Genomic DNA, 15,114 nt, shown 5'->3' on the forward strand with positions numbered 1-15,114 from the left:
GGCTTCATCGCGGACTCATGTCGGGCTGGTAGCCTGAGCATTCGCCTTTCCGGAGACCCCGATGCGCCAAGCCGTCGTTGCCCTGCTGCTCACCCTGTTCGCGGCGACCGCCCTGCCGGCGCGCGCCGGCGAGGACGAGAACAAGCGTGCCGAGAACGCCGTGCGCGTGCTGAAGGAGGTCATGGAGGCGCCCGACAAGGCCATCCCGAAGGACCTGCTGCAGAACGCCCACGCGGTCGCCGTGGTGCCGGACGTCATCAAGGCCGGCTTCGTCATCGGTGGCCGCCACGGTTCGGGCCTGATCACGGTGAAGACGCGCGACGGCACCTGGTCCAATCCGAGTTTCGTCAGCATGACCGGCGGCAGCATCGGCTTCCAGGCCGGTGTCTCCTCGACCGACGTGATCCTGGTCTTCCGCACGCAGCGCGGCGTCGATTCGATCGTGCACGGCAAGTTCACCCTCGGCGCCGACGCCTCCGCCGCGGCCGGCCCGGTCGGCCGCACCGCCCAGGCCGCAACCGATGCGCAGCTGAAGGCCGAAATCTATTCGTACTCGCGTGCGCGCGGCCTGTTCGCCGGCGCCGCGCTCGACGGCACCGCGATCACGATCGACAACGACGCGAACCAGGCGGTCTATGGCAAGGGCGTGACGGCGCGGCGCATTTTCGACGGCGGCGTGCAGAACGTGCCGGACCCGGTGGTCGACTTCCGCGACCGACTGGAGGAGTACACTAGCCGCTAGGCGAGGTCTGGGAGTTTCGGTTTCCGGACGACTGCAGACCGGCGGGCACACGCCCGCTTCGTTCAGAGGAATCGATATGGGTAGTTTTAGCATCTGGCACTGGCTGATCGTCCTGGTCATCGTCGCCCTGGTCTTCGGTACCAAGCGTCTGCGCAACATCGGCGAGGACGTCGGCTCGGCGATCAAGGGTTTCCGCAAGGGCATGCAGGACGGGGACGCGCAGCAGCTGAAGGCGGATCCGCCAGCGCAGCCGGGCACCACGGAAACCAAGTCCGAGCGCGACTCGGTCTGACGGCTGACGTCGCGGCGATTCCGCCGCGACCTGCGAAGGCGCCATGTTCGATATCGGCTTCAGCGAGATCGCCCTGATCGCGGTCGTCGCCCTGCTCGTGCTCGGGCCGGAGCGGCTGCCGCGTGTCGCGCGCACGGCCGGCGCCCTGCTGCGCCGCGCGCGCAACAGCTGGCAGGAAGTGCGCGGCGAAATCGAACGCGAACTCGCCGCGGAAGACCTCAAACGCACGATCCACGACACGCAGCGCGCCGCCGACGTGCGCGCCGATCTGCACCAGGCCGCCGGCGAGATCGAGACCTCCGTGCGCGATGCCACCGCGCCTACTCCTTCCGGCGCCCCCTCCGATGAGCGACGCTGAGCGCCCCGACGACGGCGAGCAGTCGCTGATCTCGCACCTGATCGAACTGCGCGCGCGGCTGCTCAAGGCGGTCGCCGCCGTGCTGCTGGTGCTGCTCGCGCTGCTGCCGTTCGCCAACAAGCTGTACGGCTGGCTCGCGCTGCCGCTGATCCAGCATCTGCCGCAGGGCGGCACGATGATCGCGACCGAGGTCGCCTCGCCGTTCCTGACCCCGCTGAAACTCGCCTTCTTCGTCGCGCTGTTCATCGCGATCCCGGTCGTGCTGTACCAGCTGTGGGCCTTCGTCGCGCCGGGCCTGTACCGGCACGAGAAGCGCCTGGCCGTGCCGATCCTGGTGTCGTCGGTGCTGCTGTTCTACATCGGCTGCGCGTTCGCGTATTTCCTCGTGCTGCCGGCGGTGTTCACGTTCATGACGGCGGTCGCGCCGGCTGGCGTCGCCGTGATGCCGGACATCGGCCACTACCTCAGCTTCGTGCTGATGCTGTTCCTCGCGTTCGGGCTCTGCTTCGAGGTGCCGGTGGTGCTGGTGATCCTGGTCGCGCTCGGCGTGGTCACGCCGACACAGCTCGCCGAGGGCCGCCGCTACGCCATCGTCGGATCGTTCGTGATCGCCGCCGTGCTGACGCCGCCGGACGTGCTGTCGCAGACCATGCTGGCGGTGCCGATGTGCCTGCTGTACGAAGTGGGCATCTTCGGCGCGCGCGCGCTGATGCGCGGAGATTCGTCGGGCCAGCCTTCGGCGACGAATTGAACCGGGCGCGCGACGCGCGCCTCCACACATGTTACAAATCGTCACACTGCGACGCGGCCTCGCGTGCCGATCGCCGCGGCCTGCGCAGTACACTTGTCTACGAGGCAAACAATACCGCTCAATGGCACAGTCATGAAAAAGACCATTGTGGAAAACGACGACGCACGTGATGCCAGCCTGCGCGTATCCAAACGCGTACGCGACAGTCTCAAGGCCGCCGCCGCCGTGATGGGTCGCCCGCTGTACGACGTGACCAACGAAGCGATCAACGACTATCTGTCGGGCCTCAAGCTCGGCGATCCGCTGGCCGCGATCCGCCGCGGCGGCCGTTCGCGCAAGGCGGCCTGAAGAACCCTTTCGACGGGGAGCGTCGCCTCAGCGACGCCGGACGGCGATCTCGCGGAATCTCCGCAGCAGCGTGCGGGCGAGCGGCGTCGGCCGGTTCGCGCGCGCGCTGCAGCAGTCGGTCGAACAGTCGCCTTTCAGGGCCGGCCGGCGCGCGGCGAGGTAGCCGTGCATGATCTCGACGCTGAATTCCGGATGGAACTGCAGCCCCCACACGTTCGGGGCGTAGCGCACCGCGTGGTGCGGATCGTGCGCGGAGCTGGCCAGCAAGGTCGCCTCGCGCGGCAGCTCGAGCACGCTCTGCTGATGCGAGACGTGCGCGGGGAAGCGGGCCGGCGCGCCGCCGAGCAGCGCATCGTCGTTGGCGGCGCGCTGCCGCTCGATCGTGACCGTACCGATCTCGCGCCCGGCCGGGTGGTAGTCGACGCGGCCGCCGAGGGCGTGCGCGAGCAGCTGATGGCCGTAGCACACGCCGAGCACCGGCACCCCGGCGTCGATCGCGCCGCGCAGCCAGGCCGCGGCGTCCTCGCTCCAGCGTTCGCGTTCGCTGACCATCGCCGGCGAGCCGGTCACGATGACGCCGGCATGCGCGATCGTGGCCGGCAGCTTCTCGCCGAGGTCGGCGCGCACCACGTCGACCTCCTCGCGCGCGAGGCCGAGGCTGATGCGGAACCAGTGCGGGAAATCGCCGAAACGCGCGCGGATCCTCGGCAGCGTGCTGCCGGTCTGCACGATGAGCAGCGTGGCCTTGCCTGCAGCGCGCACGAACGGAGGTTGGAAGGACATCGACGGTTACCGGGCCGAATGCGGGTTTGTGGCCTCGCGTATCGCCCGGTGTGATCGCACCCCGGGCGCGGCAGCGCGGCCGGTGGCACTTTTGGTGTCTGGGCAAGCACCTGTCAAGAGAATCCGCCGTCGCCCTCCTCGACATCGAGGGCACCCGCGTCGCCCGACGCAACGCGACCGCCACAGCCGCCATCGGTTCAATGGCGGCGATGCCGCCGCGATCCCGCCCCCGGACCTCGGCGAGACCGCAGGCGCCGCGTGACCCGCTCCGACGCGGCGCCCGGCGATGCCGTGGCGTCCTACATGGGCGCGGGGAGCCTCGGAATCGACGCATCGAAGCCGTCGCCGAAGAGCATGTCCGGATCCAGCTCGAACGCGCCGATGTCGGCTTGACTGCCGACCGTCCGCAGGAATGGATAGCCACGCTGGTCGTACGTCTGCCCGGCCGGCGCGCTGCCGGCATCGACGTCCGGATCGGTCGCGCGCAGGGCATGGGTGGGACTGGAGGCGCCGTTGAGCGCGAGCGGCTCCATCTGCATCGCCGTGGTGAGGGTTCCTGACGGCAACGCGAGCGTCGATCCCGATATGTGGTCGTTGCTGCCGGCCAGTACGGCGCCCGAACTGGCGCTCAAGTTGATGCTGCCGGCGATGTCGGCGGAGCCCGCCAGGTTGCCGGTAATGATCGTCGAGGTGATGCTGTGGCTGCCGCTGCCCAGATCCAGGCCACCGCCGACGATGCGTCCGCCGGACAATCCGTCGGTCGACGTGTTGGCGGTGATCGTGCTGCTGGCGATGGCGGTCGGACCGATGCAGGTGAGCCCGCCCACGCGCAACGCGCTGTTGCCCGAGACCGTGGTGTTGGTGATCGTGCTGGCGCTGCTGGCGGGCGGATGGATGTGCGCACCGCCCGAGGTGCGCGCGTTGTTGTTGACGATGGCCGAGTCGACGATGGTGACCGCGCCGGCCGAGGTGAAGCCGCCGCCCCAGCTGTTGCTCGTCGAATCCGCCACGTTCGCGGCGATCACGCTGCGATCCGCGTCGACGCCGCCGATCGCGTACACGCCGCCGCCGCTCGCGTATTGGCCGCCCGTGGACGTCGCCAGGTTGCCGCTCACCTCGCTCAGACGCAGCGTCGTCAGGCCGCCGGAGAACACGCCGCCGCCCAGTCCCTGCTCGAAGCCGATGCCCTTGGCGGTGCAACGGGTGATGCGCGAGCTGTTGATCGCCACGTCGTTGGCGCCGTAGACGCAGCCGCCTTGCGCCTGCGTGTCGCTGCGGTACTTCTGACCGCCGCTCAGGGTGAGGAACTGCAGGTTGAGCCGACCGGAACCCAGATGGCGGATCAGGCCGTCTTCGACGCCCGGGGCGGCGGTGATGGTGGTGCGGTCCGCGCCCAGACCGCGGATGTCCAGATCGGTCTGGCCGAAGATCAACGCCGACTGCAGGGTGATCGTGCTGCACGAGAGCGTCGGCGAGGCCCGCACCGAATCACCGGATGCCGAGGCACTGACCGCCTGGCGCAAGCTGCCCATGCCGTCGTCGTCGCAGTTGGTGTAGAAGCGCACCGTTGCAGTCGGTTCGGTCACATCGTTGCCGCCCCGTGCCAGCGCAGCCGCCGCGTGCATCGAGGTCGCGGCCGTCGGCAACAGGGATGCCGGGCCGTCCGCGGCCGCGGATGGCCCGGCGAAGAGGGCGAGGATGAGACTGGCCAGCGGCAGCCGGCGCAGATCGGGATTGCTGCGGTTCATGACGATCTATCTCCATGCGCGAAGTCCGAAGTCGCGCCCGGCGGTTCGTGCAGACTCCATCGGGTGCTCCTTGGCGATAGACGCCGAAACATGATCGACCGTGCCATCGACGGGCGTACCGCTCAGGATCGCCCGGCGCAGCCGCTCCACCGCGACGATCTGAAGTCGCCTGCGACGCGCTCCCCCAGGCAGACGATGCCCTGGCCGCCTTGGCCAGTTCGTGCAGCGCCGCGTCGGGTTCAAGCGCATGCTCTCGGCGTCGCGACCGATGCCGGCGTCCAAGGCGTCCAGACCGGTCCGGTGCAGCTATCCGCCGCGCCTGGCGGCCATGCGCTGGCGGGCCGCGTCGATCAGCCGGTTGTGCATCGCCCGCGCCGCGTACGCGTGGAAGTTGCCGATCGCCTGCGAATCGTCGCGCTTGCACCGGTCCGGGCGGGCCTCGCGGACGAGCGCGATGGTGTGGGCGTGGCCTGCGTACCGGGTCGATGTCGCTCGCGCGGTGCCAGGCCGTGCAGCTTCCGGTAGACCGCTTCGGAGGTGGCGTCACGCGAGGTCGCGGCCGCTTTCGACGCCATCCGCCCGCTTCAAGCCCTGCGCCGGCGGCTCCGTCGATAGGCGCTCACTCCGTCGGCGGCAGCACCTGGACGACCTCGGCAATCGTGGTGATGCCGCGCGCGACCTGCGCCGCGGCCGAGGCGCGCAGCGGCTGCATGCCTTCGGCGAACGCGGTTTCGGTGAGCTTGGACAGATTCATGTCCGACTGGATCAGGGCGCGGACCGCCGACGAGATGCGCAGCATTTCATAGATGCCGGTACGGCCGAGGAAGCCGGTCTTGCGGCACTCCAGGCATCCCTTCGGTCCATAGGTCTTCGCCGGCGGCGCCAGATGCCAGCGGTGCGTCAGCGCGGCCCAGGCCTGCACGTCGAGCGCCGCCTCGGCCTTGCAGTGCGGGCACAGCGTGCGCACCAGGCGCTGCGCGACGACGCCGGTCAGGGTCGACTGGATCAGATAGTTCGGCACGCCCAGGTCGAGCAGGCGCGTCAGCGCGCTCGGCGCGTCGTTGGTGTGCAGCGTGGACAGCACCAGATGCCCGGTCAGCGAGGCCTGCACCGCCATCTGCGCGGTTTCCAGGTCGCGGATTTCGCCGACCATGATGATGTCCGGGTCCTGCCGCATCAGCGTGCGCACGCCGGCCGCGAAGTCCAGGTCGATCGCGTTGTGCACCTGCATCTGGTTGAACTCGGGCGAGACCATTTCGATCGGGTCTTCGACCGTGCACACGTTCAGATCCGGCGTCGCCAGCACCTTCAGCGTCGAATACAGCGTGGTGGTCTTGCCCGAGCCGGTCGGACCGGTCACCAGCACGATGCCGTGCGGGCGGTCGACGAATTCGCGCCAGGTCTTCTCCTCGGTCTCGGAAAAGCCGAGCTGGCGAAATTCCTTGACCACGATGTCCGGGTCGAAGATGCGCATGACGATCTTCTCGCCGAAGGCCGTCGGCATCGACGACAGGCGCAGCTCGACCTCGCGCCCGCCGGCCGAGCGCGTCTTGATGCGGCCGTCCTGCGGCCGGCGCTTCTCGGCCACGTCCATGCGCCCGAGGATCTTGATGCGCGCGGTGACCGCGGTCATCACCGGCGTGGGCAGCTCGAACACCTTGTGCATGACGCCGTCGATGCGGAAGCGGATCGGGCTCGAATCGCGCCGCGGCTCGAGGTGGATGTCCGACGCGCGCTGCTCGAACGCGTACTGCAGCAGCCAGTCGACGATGTGCACGACGTGGCGGTCGTCGGCGCCGATCTCGCCGGTCTTGCCCAGTTCGACCAGCTGCTCGAAATTCAGGATCGCGCGGCCGTCGCCGGTGTCGTTCTTGGCGTCCTTGGCGCGCTGGATCGAGCGCTGCACCCCCCACCACTCGGTCAGGTAGCGGCCGACGTCGAGCGGATTGGCGACCACGCGCTGCACGTCGCGGCGCAGGATGTGCGCCAGATCGGCGAGCCAGCGCGTGTCGAACGGCTCGGAGGTGGCGAACACGACCTGCATCTCGCTCACCGCGACCGGCAGGATGCGGTAGCGCTGCGCATAGGCGTGGCTGACCACCTGGGTCACCGCGGCCACGTCGATCTTCATCGGATCGATCTTCAGGTAGGGCAGGCCGGCGCGCACGCTGAGCCACTGCGTGAGCACTTCCAGGCTCAGCGGCTTGTCCGGATGGCGCGCATCGGCCAGCTTGAGGTTCGCCACCAGGGTCAGCGGATGCAGCTCGGTGCGGCCGCGCGCCGTGCGCACGTCGGCGCGCACGCGCTTGACGTCGGCCTCGATCAGCAGGCCGTCGGCGAGCAGGGCGGCGAGGGTCTCGTCGAGCTCGAGCCGGCGATGCAGGCCGAGGGCGTTCGCCGCAGCATTCGCGCCGGTGGGTAGCTGGGTCACGCTGGCCATGCGGCGCAGTCCCTCACAGTTGCGCGGAAAGGGTTCCCGACTCACGCGGTCACGCCGGTCCGCGACCGGCGCCTCGATCCCGCCTGCGGTTCGCCGGATCGCGACGTGCGCCGCTCCCCGGCCGCCTGCCGGATCATGCCGGCCGCTATACTAGCGCGCTTTTCCTGTGCAACTTCGTGAGCTGCCGCATGCCGGGACCGACCTTCCAGGACGTCATCCAGACGCTGAACCGCTACTGGGCCGAGCAGGGTTGCGTGCTGATCCAGCCGCTCGACACCGAGGTCGGCGCGGGCACCTTCCATCCGGCCACCTTCCTGCGCTCGATCGGACCCGAACCCTGGGCCGCCGCCTACGTGCAGCCCTCGCGCCGGCCGACCGACGGCCGCTACGGCGACAACCCGAACCGGCTGCAGCACTACTACCAGTACCAGGTCGTGATGAAGCCCAATCCGGACGACATCCTCGATCGGTACATCGGCTCGCTGAAGGCGCTCGGCGTCGACCCTCTCGTGCACGACCTGCGCTTCGTCGAGGACAACTGGGAATCGCCCACGCTCGGCGCCTGGGGCCTGGGCTGGGAGGTCTGGCTCAACGGCATGGAAGTCACGCAGTTCACCTACTTCCAGCAGGCCGGCGGCCTGGAATGCCGGCCGGTCACCGGCGAGATCACCTACGGTCTCGAGCGCCTGACGATGTACCTGCAGAACGTCGACAACGTGTTCGACCTGGTCTGGACGCAGGCGCCGCACGGGGTCGTCACCTACGGCGACGTGTTCCACCAGAACGAGGTGGAGCAGAGCACGTACAACTTCGAGCACGCCAACGTCGAGAAGCTGTTCGCGTGGTTCGACACCTGCGAAGGCGAGGCACAGAAGCTGGTCGCCGCCGGCCTGCCGCTGCCGGCCTACGAGCAGGTCATGAAGGCCAGCCACACCTTCAACCTGCTCGACGCGCGACGTGCGATCAGCGTGACCGAACGCCAGCGCTACATCCTGCGCGTGCGCACGCTGGCGCGCGCGGTCGCCGAGGCGTACTACGCGCAGCGCGAGAAGCTCGGCTTCCCGGGCCTGCGCAGGACGCCGGCTGCCGCCTGAAACCCACGAAACCCGCACTGACGTCATGCCCGCGAACGCGGGCATCCATTGAAAAGCCTTTCGGATTCCCGCTGTCGCGGGAATGACGGCAAGGAAAAAGAACGCCGCCATGAGCCAAGACAACGCCTCCCTGCTGATCGAACTGGGTACCGAAGAGCTGCCGCCGAAGGCGCTCGACGAACTCGCGGCCGCGTTCGCGACCGGCGTCTGCGAAGGTCTCGCCAGGCGCGGCGTCGCCGCCGACGTCGCCGGCGCGAAGACCTACTGCTCGCCGCGCCGCCTGGCCGTGCTGGTGCCGGGCGTGGCCGCGCAGCAGCCGGTGCAGAAGTCCGAGGTGCTCGGGCCGTATCTCAACATCGGCCTCGACGCGAACGGCGCACCGACGCCGGCGCTGGCCGGCTTCGCCGCGAAGAACGGCGTCGCCGTGGAGCAGCTGCAGCGCGTCGCCGACGCCAAGGGCGAGCGCTTCGTCGCGCGCAGCGAGAAGCCGGGCCAGCCGACCTCCGCGCTGCTGTCGGACATCGTCACCGAGGCGCTGAAGGCGCTGCCGATTCCCAAGCCGATGCGCTGGGGCGATCACGACTACGCCTTCGTGCGCCCGGCGCACTGGCTGGTGATGCTGCACGGCGCGACGGTCGTCGACGGCGAGGTGCTGGGCCTTGCGTCCGGGCGCATCTCGCGCGGGCACCGCTTCCATCATCCGCAGCCGGTGCACGTCGCCGACGCGGACTCCTGGCTGGACAGCCTGCGCGCAGCGAAGGTGCTGGCCGATCCGGCCGAGCGGCGCGAACGCGTGCGCGAGGAAGTCGCGCGCGCGGCGAAGGAAACCGGCGGCGTGCCGCGCCTGTCCGAGGCGCTGCGCGAGGAGATCGCCAACCTGACCGAATGGCCGGTCGCGATCGCCTGCGCGTTCGAGCGCGAGTTCCTCACCGTGCCGCAGGAAGCGCTGGTGACGACGATGGAGACGAACCAGAAGTTCGTCCCGGTGTTCGACGGCGAAGGCCGACTGACCGAGCGCTTCATCGGCGTGGCCAACATCGAATCGAAGGATCCGGCCGAGATCCGCAAGGGCTACGAGCGCGTGATCCGTCCGCGCTTCGCCGACGCCAAGTTCTTCTGGGACGAAGACCTGAAGGCGAAGCTTTCGGCGAACCAGGAAGCGCTCAAGAACGTGACCTACCAGCAGGCGCTCGGCAGCGTCTGGGACAAGAGCGTGCGCGTGGCGGAACTGGCGCGCGTGATCGGCAACCGGGTCGGCGTCGACGCCGGACTGGCCACGCACGCCGCCGCGCTGTCCAAGTGCGATCTGATGACGCGCATGGTCGGCGAATTCCCCGAATTGCAGGGCGTGATGGGCCGCTACTACGCCACCGCCAACGGCGAGAACGCCGAGGTCGCGCAGGCGCTCGACGAGTTCTACCGCCCGCGCTACGCCGGCGACGCGATCGCGCAGGGCAGGGTCGGGCAGGTACTGGCGGTGGCCGAGCGCATCGACACGCTGGCCGGCATCTTCGCCGTCGGCCTGAAGCCGAGCGGCAACAAGGATCCGTTCGCCCTGCGCCGCGCGGCGCTGGGCCTGGCGCGCACGCTGATCGAGGCACCGCTGGCGCTGGACCTGCCGGCGCAGTTCGCCGAGGCGCTGGCAGCCCTGCCCGAATCCGCCCTGGCCAGCGGCCTGCCCAAGGGCAAGGACGGCAAGCCGCCGGTGCTCGACGCCGGCGCGCGCCGCGACCAGCTGGCCCGCGAGCTGTACGACTTCGTGCTCGACCGCCTGCGCGGCTACTACGCCGACCGCGGCCTCTCCGGCGAGGCGTTCGAGGCCGTGCGCGCGCTGGAGCCGGCGGACCTGAGCGATTTCGACCAGCGCCTGCGCGCGGTGGTCGAGTTCGCCGCGCTGCCCGAATCGCAGTCGCTGGCCGCCGCGAACAAGCGCATCGGCAACATCCTGCGCCAGGCCGGCGCGACCGCGTCCGGCACGGTCGACGAGACGCTGCTGGAGGCCGGCGCCGAACGCGAGCTGGCCGCCGCGCTGGCCGCGGCGCAGACCGACGCCGCGCCGCTGATCGCCGCGCGCGACTACGTCGGCCTGCTGAAGCGGCTGGCGTCCCTGCGCGAACCGGTCGACCGCTACTTCACCGACGTCATGGTTATGGCCGAAGACGAGAAGGTGCGCGCCAACCGGCTCGCCCTGCTGGCCGGCCTGCGCAGCCTGTTCCTGCGCGTGGCTGACGTCTCGCTGCTGCCGTCGGGCTGATCGCCGGCCGTGGCGGCAAAAAAACGTGCCGTTGTTGCGCGGATTGTGAACTTCCCGCTGCGGCCGGAGAAAACGCTGCACCGTCACGCAGGCGGCGTAAGCTGCTGCCGCGGGAGGATTTGCGCACAGCGCCGGGGCGGATTATCGTGACCGCTTCAGGACCCACGCCGACCGCCCGACTCCAGCTCGCGGCCGGCGTTCCGACCCCGATGCGCCCTGCGTCGCGTTGATCGCACGGGGCAGGTCGTCGCTCCCGATATACGATTGTCTTCGTCATCAGCTTTTGGAGGTTTGCCATCATGCGCAGTCAATGGATCGCGGTCGTCGCCGCACTGGTCTTTCTCGGCGGATGCGATTCCGCGAACCAGGGCGGTGCGAACGCGCCGGCCAAGAACGGCGCTCCCGCCGCGCCGGCGATCGCGCCGGGCACGACGATCAACGGCACCGTGACCTTCCACGACCAGATTCCGGTCGCGGCGGGCTCCAAGCTCGACGTCAAGCTGGTCGACGTCGCGCAGCCGGAAATCGCCATTGCCGAGAAGATCGTCGAGGTCGGCGGCAGCGCGCCGCCGTTCACCTTCGCGCTCGACTTCGACGCGGGCAAGATCAACGCCACGCGCACCTACGTCGTCAACGTGCTGCTGCAGGACGGCGACCGCCGCTTCGTACCGGCGCTGAACTCGCCGGTGCTCACGCACGGCTCCGGCACCTCGGTGCAGGTGGTGCTGAACGCCGAGGCGACCCCGGCCGAGAAGCTCAAGGAAGAATACAAGAAGCTGCAGGCGCACATCGGCGGCATGAAGAAGGTCGACGGCACCTACACGACCGACACGGCCTCGATCGGCTGGGACGCGTTCGCCGAGAGCGGTGCGGTGCGCTACGTGCGCGTCAACACCGTGCTCGACGCCGGCGGCCGCAACTCGGTCTATTACGCCTTCACCAAGGAAGGCAAGCCGATGGTGGTCCAGCAGAAGGGCGGCGCCACGATCGGCTGGAGCGAGGACGGCAGCGTGCTCGTCAACGAGAAGGCCGGCGGCGGCACGCTGTCCGACGCCGACATCAAGCCGCTGGCCGAAGCCGCGACCAAGGCCCTGCAGATGGCGCAGGAAAAGGTCGACGCCGGCAAGCGCAAGTAACACCCGTTCCGAGCACCGGCGGCTGACTTCCCGCCGCCGGCGCCACGGCGCCGTCGTTCCGACGGGCGCCGGTCAGGCGACGCGACGCGCGCCGCCGCGCCTGAGATGGATCAGCAGCAGCGACACCGCTGCGGGCGTGACGCCGGAAATGCGCCGTGCCTGCGCGATCGTCTGCGGTCGCACGCTGGACAGCTTGGCCAGCACCTCGGCGGACAGGCCGCGCACCGCGGCGTAGTCGAACGCTTCCGGGATCGGCGTTTCGTCGTGACGGCGATTGCGCTCGATCTCTTCGCGCTGGCGTTCGAGATACCCCGAATACTTCACCGCGACCTCGACCTGGGCGGCGACGGGCTCCTCGTCGACGCCGGGCCCGAGGCCGTCGACGCGGACCAGGTCGCGATAGGCGACCTCGGGCCGGCGCAGCAGGTCGAGCGCGTTGGTCTCGCGCGAGACGGCCACGCCGAGCGTGGCCGCGACTTCGCGCCCGAGCGCATTCGCCGGCGTCGCCCACAGCGCGCCCAGGCGCGCGGTTTCACGCTCGACCGCGTCGCGTTTGCGGCGCAGCGCGTCGAAACGCTGCTGCGGCACGCAGCCGAGCTCGAAGCCGCGCTCGGTCAGGCGCAGGTCGGCATTGTCCTCGCGCAGCTGCAGGCGATACTCGGCGCGCGAGGTGAACATGCGGTACGGCTCGCCGGTGCCGTTGGTGACGAGGTCGTCGATCAGCACGCCGATGTAGGCCTCGTCGCGCCGCGGCGTCCACGCCTCGCGCTGCTGCGTCGCGCGCGCGGCGTTGAGACCGGCGATCAGCCCCTGCGCGGCGGCCTCCTCGTAGCCGGTGGTGCCGTTGATCTGGCCGGCGAAGTAGAGGCCGGCGACGGCCTTGGTTTCCAGCGAGGCCTTGAGGCCGCGCGGATCGAAATAGTCGTACTCGATCGCATAGCCCGGCCGCGTGATGCGCGCCTGCGCGAGGCCGGCGATCGAACGCACCAGTTCAAGCTGCACGTCGAACGGCAGCGAGGTGGAGATGCCGTTCGGGTAGACCTCGTGGGTCTCCAGGCCCTCCGGCTCGAGGAAGATCTGGTGCGCGGCCTTCTCGGCGAAGCGCACGACCTTGTCCTCGATCGACGGACAGTAGCGCGGGCCGGTGCCTTCGATGACGCCGCCGTAGAGCGGCGAACGGTCGAGCGCGCCGCGGATGATCTCGTGCGTGCGCTCGCAGGTGTGGGTGATCCAGCAGCTGACCTGGCGCGGGTGCTCGGTGCGCGAGCCGAGGAACGAGAACACCGGCGCCGGATCGTCGCCGGGCTGCGCTTCGAGCTGCGCGTAGTCGATCGTGCGGCCGTCGATGCGCGGCGGCGTGCCGGTCTTCAGGCGCCCGACCGCGAACGGCAGTTCGCGCAGGCGCTCGGCCAGCGCCAGCGACGGCGGATCGCCGGCGCGACCGCCGGCGTGCTGGGTCAGGCCGACGTGGATCTTGCCGGCGAGGAAGGTGCCGGCGGTCAGCACCACCGCCGGCGCCTGGAAGCGCAGGCCGGACTGGGTCACCACGCCGGCCACGCGGCCGTGCTCGATCGTCAGCGCGTCGACCGCCTGCTGGAACAGGTCGAGCCCGTCCTGTGTCTCGACCAGACGCCGGATGGCCGCTTTGTACAAAACTCGGTCGGCCTGACAGCGCGTGGCGCGCACGGCCGGGCCTTTCGAGGCGTTGAGGACGCGCCACTGGATGCCGGCGCGGTCCGCCGCGCGGGCCATCGCGCCGCCGAGCGCGTCGATCTCCTTGACCAGATGGCCCTTGCCGATGCCGCCGATCGCCGGATTGCAGCTCATCTGGCCGATCGTCTCGATGTTGTGCGTCAGCAGCAGGGTGCGCGCGCCGCTGCGCGCGCTGGCGAGCGCGGCCTCGGTGCCTGCATGGCCCCCTCCGACAACGATGACGTCGTAGCTGTACATGACGAGTTTCCGGGTGCGGCGGCGCGGCACCGGCGCGAGGCCGCCATTCTATCAAGGCGCTGCCGGGCCGCTGGCACGAAATCTGCTGCAGATTCCGCGTACTCCCACCGACGCCCGACGTATGCGAGCACGTCGTTGATCGGAATTCAGGGGCCGGTCGCGCGTCGGTGGGGGTATCTTTTCTTTTGCGATCGTCCATGATCGCCACCCTCTGGACTGCCCCGCGACTTTCCGCCTTGCGACTTCGGCTGGTCCAACCGCGGCCATCCATGGCCGCACTTCTCAATGGAATCTTTGCGATCGGCCTTGATCGCCAGTTTCTGGACTGTCCGCGCGGCTTTCCGCCTTGCGACTTCGGATCGTCCAACCGCGGCCACCCATGGCCGCACTTCTCAATGGATCTTTGCGATCGGCCTTGATCGCCAGCTTCTGGACTGTCCTCGCGGCTTTCCCGCCTTGCGACTACGGATCGTCCAACCGCGGCCATCCATGGCCGCACTTCTCAGAGAATCTTTGCGATCGGCCTTAGATCGCTGTGGTCCGGGCCGCCCTCGCGAGCTTTTCCTTGCAACTTCGGATGCTCTACCTGCGACCCTCCCCGGCCGCACTTTTCAGGAAGGCCGAAAGCCTCTTGCCGGCAAACGATGGGCATAAGGCTGGCGCCCGGCGGTCGTAGGAACAGGGGGGATCCAAGAGGACCGGTGCCGGGCGCCAGTGAGCGCTGATTCGTGCGGTGCCGGGCATCATTGCGAGTCCGGCGGAGAGTTTCCAGCGGCCGCGCGAATGGCGCTGGCACACTGTGACGCTGATCGCGAAATCTTGTCGCTTCGAGCCGCGTCACCGCGATCGCGGTCAAATTGCGACGAGCTTCGTCATTGCGACGGGGATCATGCGTGCGGGGACGGCCTTTGGCAACGAAGCAAAGCCTTCCGAAACGATTTGTCACGCCTGGCACGGCCTTTGCTGTTACCTGCTCACAGCAGCAAACTTCGGACCTCGGCCATGAATACCCTCGCCAGCGCCAGCTTCAACCCGCTCTTCCTGCGGCACGACCTGATGATCGAACTCGGCCGCCTGGAGATGGCGATCGACAACGCGCGCGAGCACGCCGCCGCGAACGATACCGTCGACCAGCTGGAATCGCGCTGCGCACGCATCAACGAAGCGCTGTCGAAACTGCCGGCCTGACCGGATCGGATGTAGGGACAGGGGAACGAG

Annotated in this window: 12 protein-coding genes and 2 pseudogenes; 9 read left to right on the forward strand and 5 right to left on the reverse strand. The window is 69.2% G+C overall.

The window, feature by feature from the left end; all coding sequences use genetic code 11:
• Positions 1–61 precede the first annotated feature (61 nt).
• The 5 genes and pseudogenes from ACFO6Q_RS01410 (at position 62) to ACFO6Q_RS01430 (ending at position 2,491) form a co-directional block, all read left to right on the forward strand.
• The gene (locus ACFO6Q_RS01410) at positions 62–742 is read left to right on the forward strand and encodes a lipid-binding SYLF domain-containing protein (RefSeq protein WP_380018695.1); all 681 of its coding nucleotides are present in this window, start codon (positions 62–64) and stop codon (positions 740–742) included.
• 76 nt (positions 743–818) lie between these two features.
• Positions 819–1,034, forward strand: a complete 216-nt coding sequence (gene tatA / locus ACFO6Q_RS01415; RefSeq protein ID WP_380018696.1) for a Sec-independent protein translocase subunit TatA — start codon at positions 819–821, stop codon at positions 1,032–1,034.
• A 43-nt stretch (positions 1,035–1,077) separates the two neighbouring features.
• Positions 1,078–1,264 (forward strand): annotated as a pseudogene (gene tatB, locus ACFO6Q_RS01420) (Sec-independent protein translocase protein TatB); the annotation flags it as partial.
• A 114-nt stretch (positions 1,265–1,378) separates the two neighbouring features.
• Positions 1,379–2,143 (forward strand): twin-arginine translocase subunit TatC, encoded by a 765-nt coding sequence (gene tatC, locus ACFO6Q_RS01425; protein ID WP_380018697.1) that lies wholly within the window; start codon positions 1,379–1,381, stop codon positions 2,141–2,143.
• 132 nt (positions 2,144–2,275) lie between these two features.
• Positions 2,276–2,491 (forward strand): hypothetical protein, encoded by a 216-nt coding sequence (locus ACFO6Q_RS01430; RefSeq protein ID WP_380018698.1) that lies wholly within the window; start codon positions 2,276–2,278, stop codon positions 2,489–2,491.
• 27 nt (positions 2,492–2,518) lie between these two features.
• Here the strand turns inward: ACFO6Q_RS01430 and ACFO6Q_RS01435 are convergent, their stop codons facing one another.
• The 4 genes and pseudogenes from ACFO6Q_RS01435 to tfpB all read right to left on the reverse strand — a co-directional run bounded on the left by ACFO6Q_RS01435 (position 2,519) and on the right by tfpB (position 7,462).
• Positions 2,519–3,274, reverse strand: a complete 756-nt coding sequence (locus tag ACFO6Q_RS01435; RefSeq protein ID WP_380018699.1) for a glutamine amidotransferase — start codon at positions 3,272–3,274, stop codon at positions 2,519–2,521.
• Between the two features lie 299 nt (positions 3,275–3,573).
• Complete coding sequence (locus ACFO6Q_RS01440) at positions 3,574–5,022, reverse strand: choice-of-anchor Q domain-containing protein (protein WP_380018700.1); 1,449 nt, start codon at positions 5,020–5,022, stop codon at positions 3,574–3,576.
• A gap of 306 nt (positions 5,023–5,328) precedes the next feature.
• Positions 5,329–5,484: pseudogene (locus tag ACFO6Q_RS01445) on the reverse strand (ECF-type sigma factor); the annotation flags it as partial.
• A gap of 157 nt (positions 5,485–5,641) precedes the next feature.
• Positions 5,642–7,462 carry a type IV pilus assembly ATPase TfpB gene (gene tfpB / locus ACFO6Q_RS01450; RefSeq protein ID WP_380018841.1) on the reverse strand — a complete coding sequence of 607 codons (1,821 nt, stop codon included), beginning with the start codon at positions 7,460–7,462 and terminating at the stop codon, positions 5,642–5,644.
• A gap of 188 nt (positions 7,463–7,650) precedes the next feature.
• Between tfpB and glyQ the strand changes: the two genes are divergently transcribed.
• From glyQ to ACFO6Q_RS01465, 3 genes are all read left to right on the forward strand, one after another.
• Complete coding sequence (glyQ, locus tag ACFO6Q_RS01455) at positions 7,651–8,556, forward strand: glycine--tRNA ligase subunit alpha (protein ID WP_380018701.1); 906 nt, start codon at positions 7,651–7,653, stop codon at positions 8,554–8,556.
• A gap of 109 nt (positions 8,557–8,665) precedes the next feature.
• Positions 8,666–10,810: a glycine--tRNA ligase subunit beta gene (glyS, locus tag ACFO6Q_RS01460; protein WP_380018702.1), complete on the forward strand. Its 2,145-nt coding sequence runs from the start codon at positions 8,666–8,668 to the stop codon at positions 10,808–10,810.
• A gap of 299 nt (positions 10,811–11,109) precedes the next feature.
• Positions 11,110–11,946, forward strand: a complete 837-nt coding sequence (locus ACFO6Q_RS01465; RefSeq protein ID WP_380018703.1) for a YbaY family lipoprotein — start codon at positions 11,110–11,112, stop codon at positions 11,944–11,946.
• Between the two features lie 72 nt (positions 11,947–12,018).
• Here the strand turns inward: ACFO6Q_RS01465 and mnmG are convergent, their stop codons facing one another.
• Positions 12,019–13,896 (reverse strand): tRNA uridine-5-carboxymethylaminomethyl(34) synthesis enzyme MnmG, encoded by a 1,878-nt coding sequence (mnmG, locus tag ACFO6Q_RS01470; protein ID WP_380018704.1) that lies wholly within the window; start codon positions 13,894–13,896, stop codon positions 12,019–12,021.
• A gap of 1,002 nt (positions 13,897–14,898) precedes the next feature.
• On the opposite strand from mnmG, the gene ACFO6Q_RS01475 reads away from it, so the two are divergent.
• Positions 14,899–15,084, forward strand: a complete 186-nt coding sequence (locus ACFO6Q_RS01475) for a hypothetical protein (protein ID WP_380018705.1) — start codon at positions 14,899–14,901, stop codon at positions 15,082–15,084.
• Positions 15,085–15,114: the final 30 nt, after the last annotated feature.

Source organism: Dokdonella ginsengisoli, from assembly GCF_042652785.1.
GTDB lineage: Bacteria > Pseudomonadota > Gammaproteobacteria > Xanthomonadales > Rhodanobacteraceae > Dokdonella_A > Dokdonella_A ginsengisoli.

Excerpts from the sequence above, each read along its gene's own strand:
- ACFO6Q_RS01410 (WP_380018695.1), top strand. The coding sequence starts at position 62 with ATGCGCCAAGCCGTCGTTGCCCTGCTGCTCACCCTGTTCGCGGCGACC.
- tatA (WP_380018696.1), top strand. The coding sequence starts at position 819 with ATGGGTAGTTTTAGCATCTGGCACTGGCTGATCGTCCTGGTCATCGTC.
- tatC (WP_380018697.1), top strand. The coding sequence starts at position 1,379 with ATGAGCGACGCTGAGCGCCCCGACGACGGCGAGCAGTCGCTGATCTCG.
- ACFO6Q_RS01430 (WP_380018698.1), top strand. The coding sequence starts at position 2,276 with ATGAAAAAGACCATTGTGGAAAACGACGACGCACGTGATGCCAGCCTG.
- ACFO6Q_RS01435 (WP_380018699.1), bottom strand. The coding sequence starts at position 3,274 with ATGTCCTTCCAACCTCCGTTCGTGCGCGCTGCAGGCAAGGCCACGCTG.
- ACFO6Q_RS01440 (WP_380018700.1), bottom strand. The coding sequence starts at position 5,022 with ATGAACCGCAGCAATCCCGATCTGCGCCGGCTGCCGCTGGCCAGTCTC.
- tfpB (WP_380018841.1), bottom strand. The coding sequence starts at position 7,462 with ATGGCCAGCGTGACCCAGCTACCCACCGGCGCGAATGCTGCGGCGAAC.
- glyQ (WP_380018701.1), top strand. The coding sequence starts at position 7,651 with ATGCCGGGACCGACCTTCCAGGACGTCATCCAGACGCTGAACCGCTAC.
- glyS (WP_380018702.1), top strand. The coding sequence starts at position 8,666 with ATGAGCCAAGACAACGCCTCCCTGCTGATCGAACTGGGTACCGAAGAG.
- ACFO6Q_RS01465 (WP_380018703.1), top strand. The coding sequence starts at position 11,110 with ATGCGCAGTCAATGGATCGCGGTCGTCGCCGCACTGGTCTTTCTCGGC.
- mnmG (WP_380018704.1), bottom strand. The coding sequence starts at position 13,896 with ATGTACAGCTACGACGTCATCGTTGTCGGAGGGGGCCATGCAGGCACC.
- ACFO6Q_RS01475 (WP_380018705.1), top strand. The coding sequence starts at position 14,899 with ATGAATACCCTCGCCAGCGCCAGCTTCAACCCGCTCTTCCTGCGGCAC.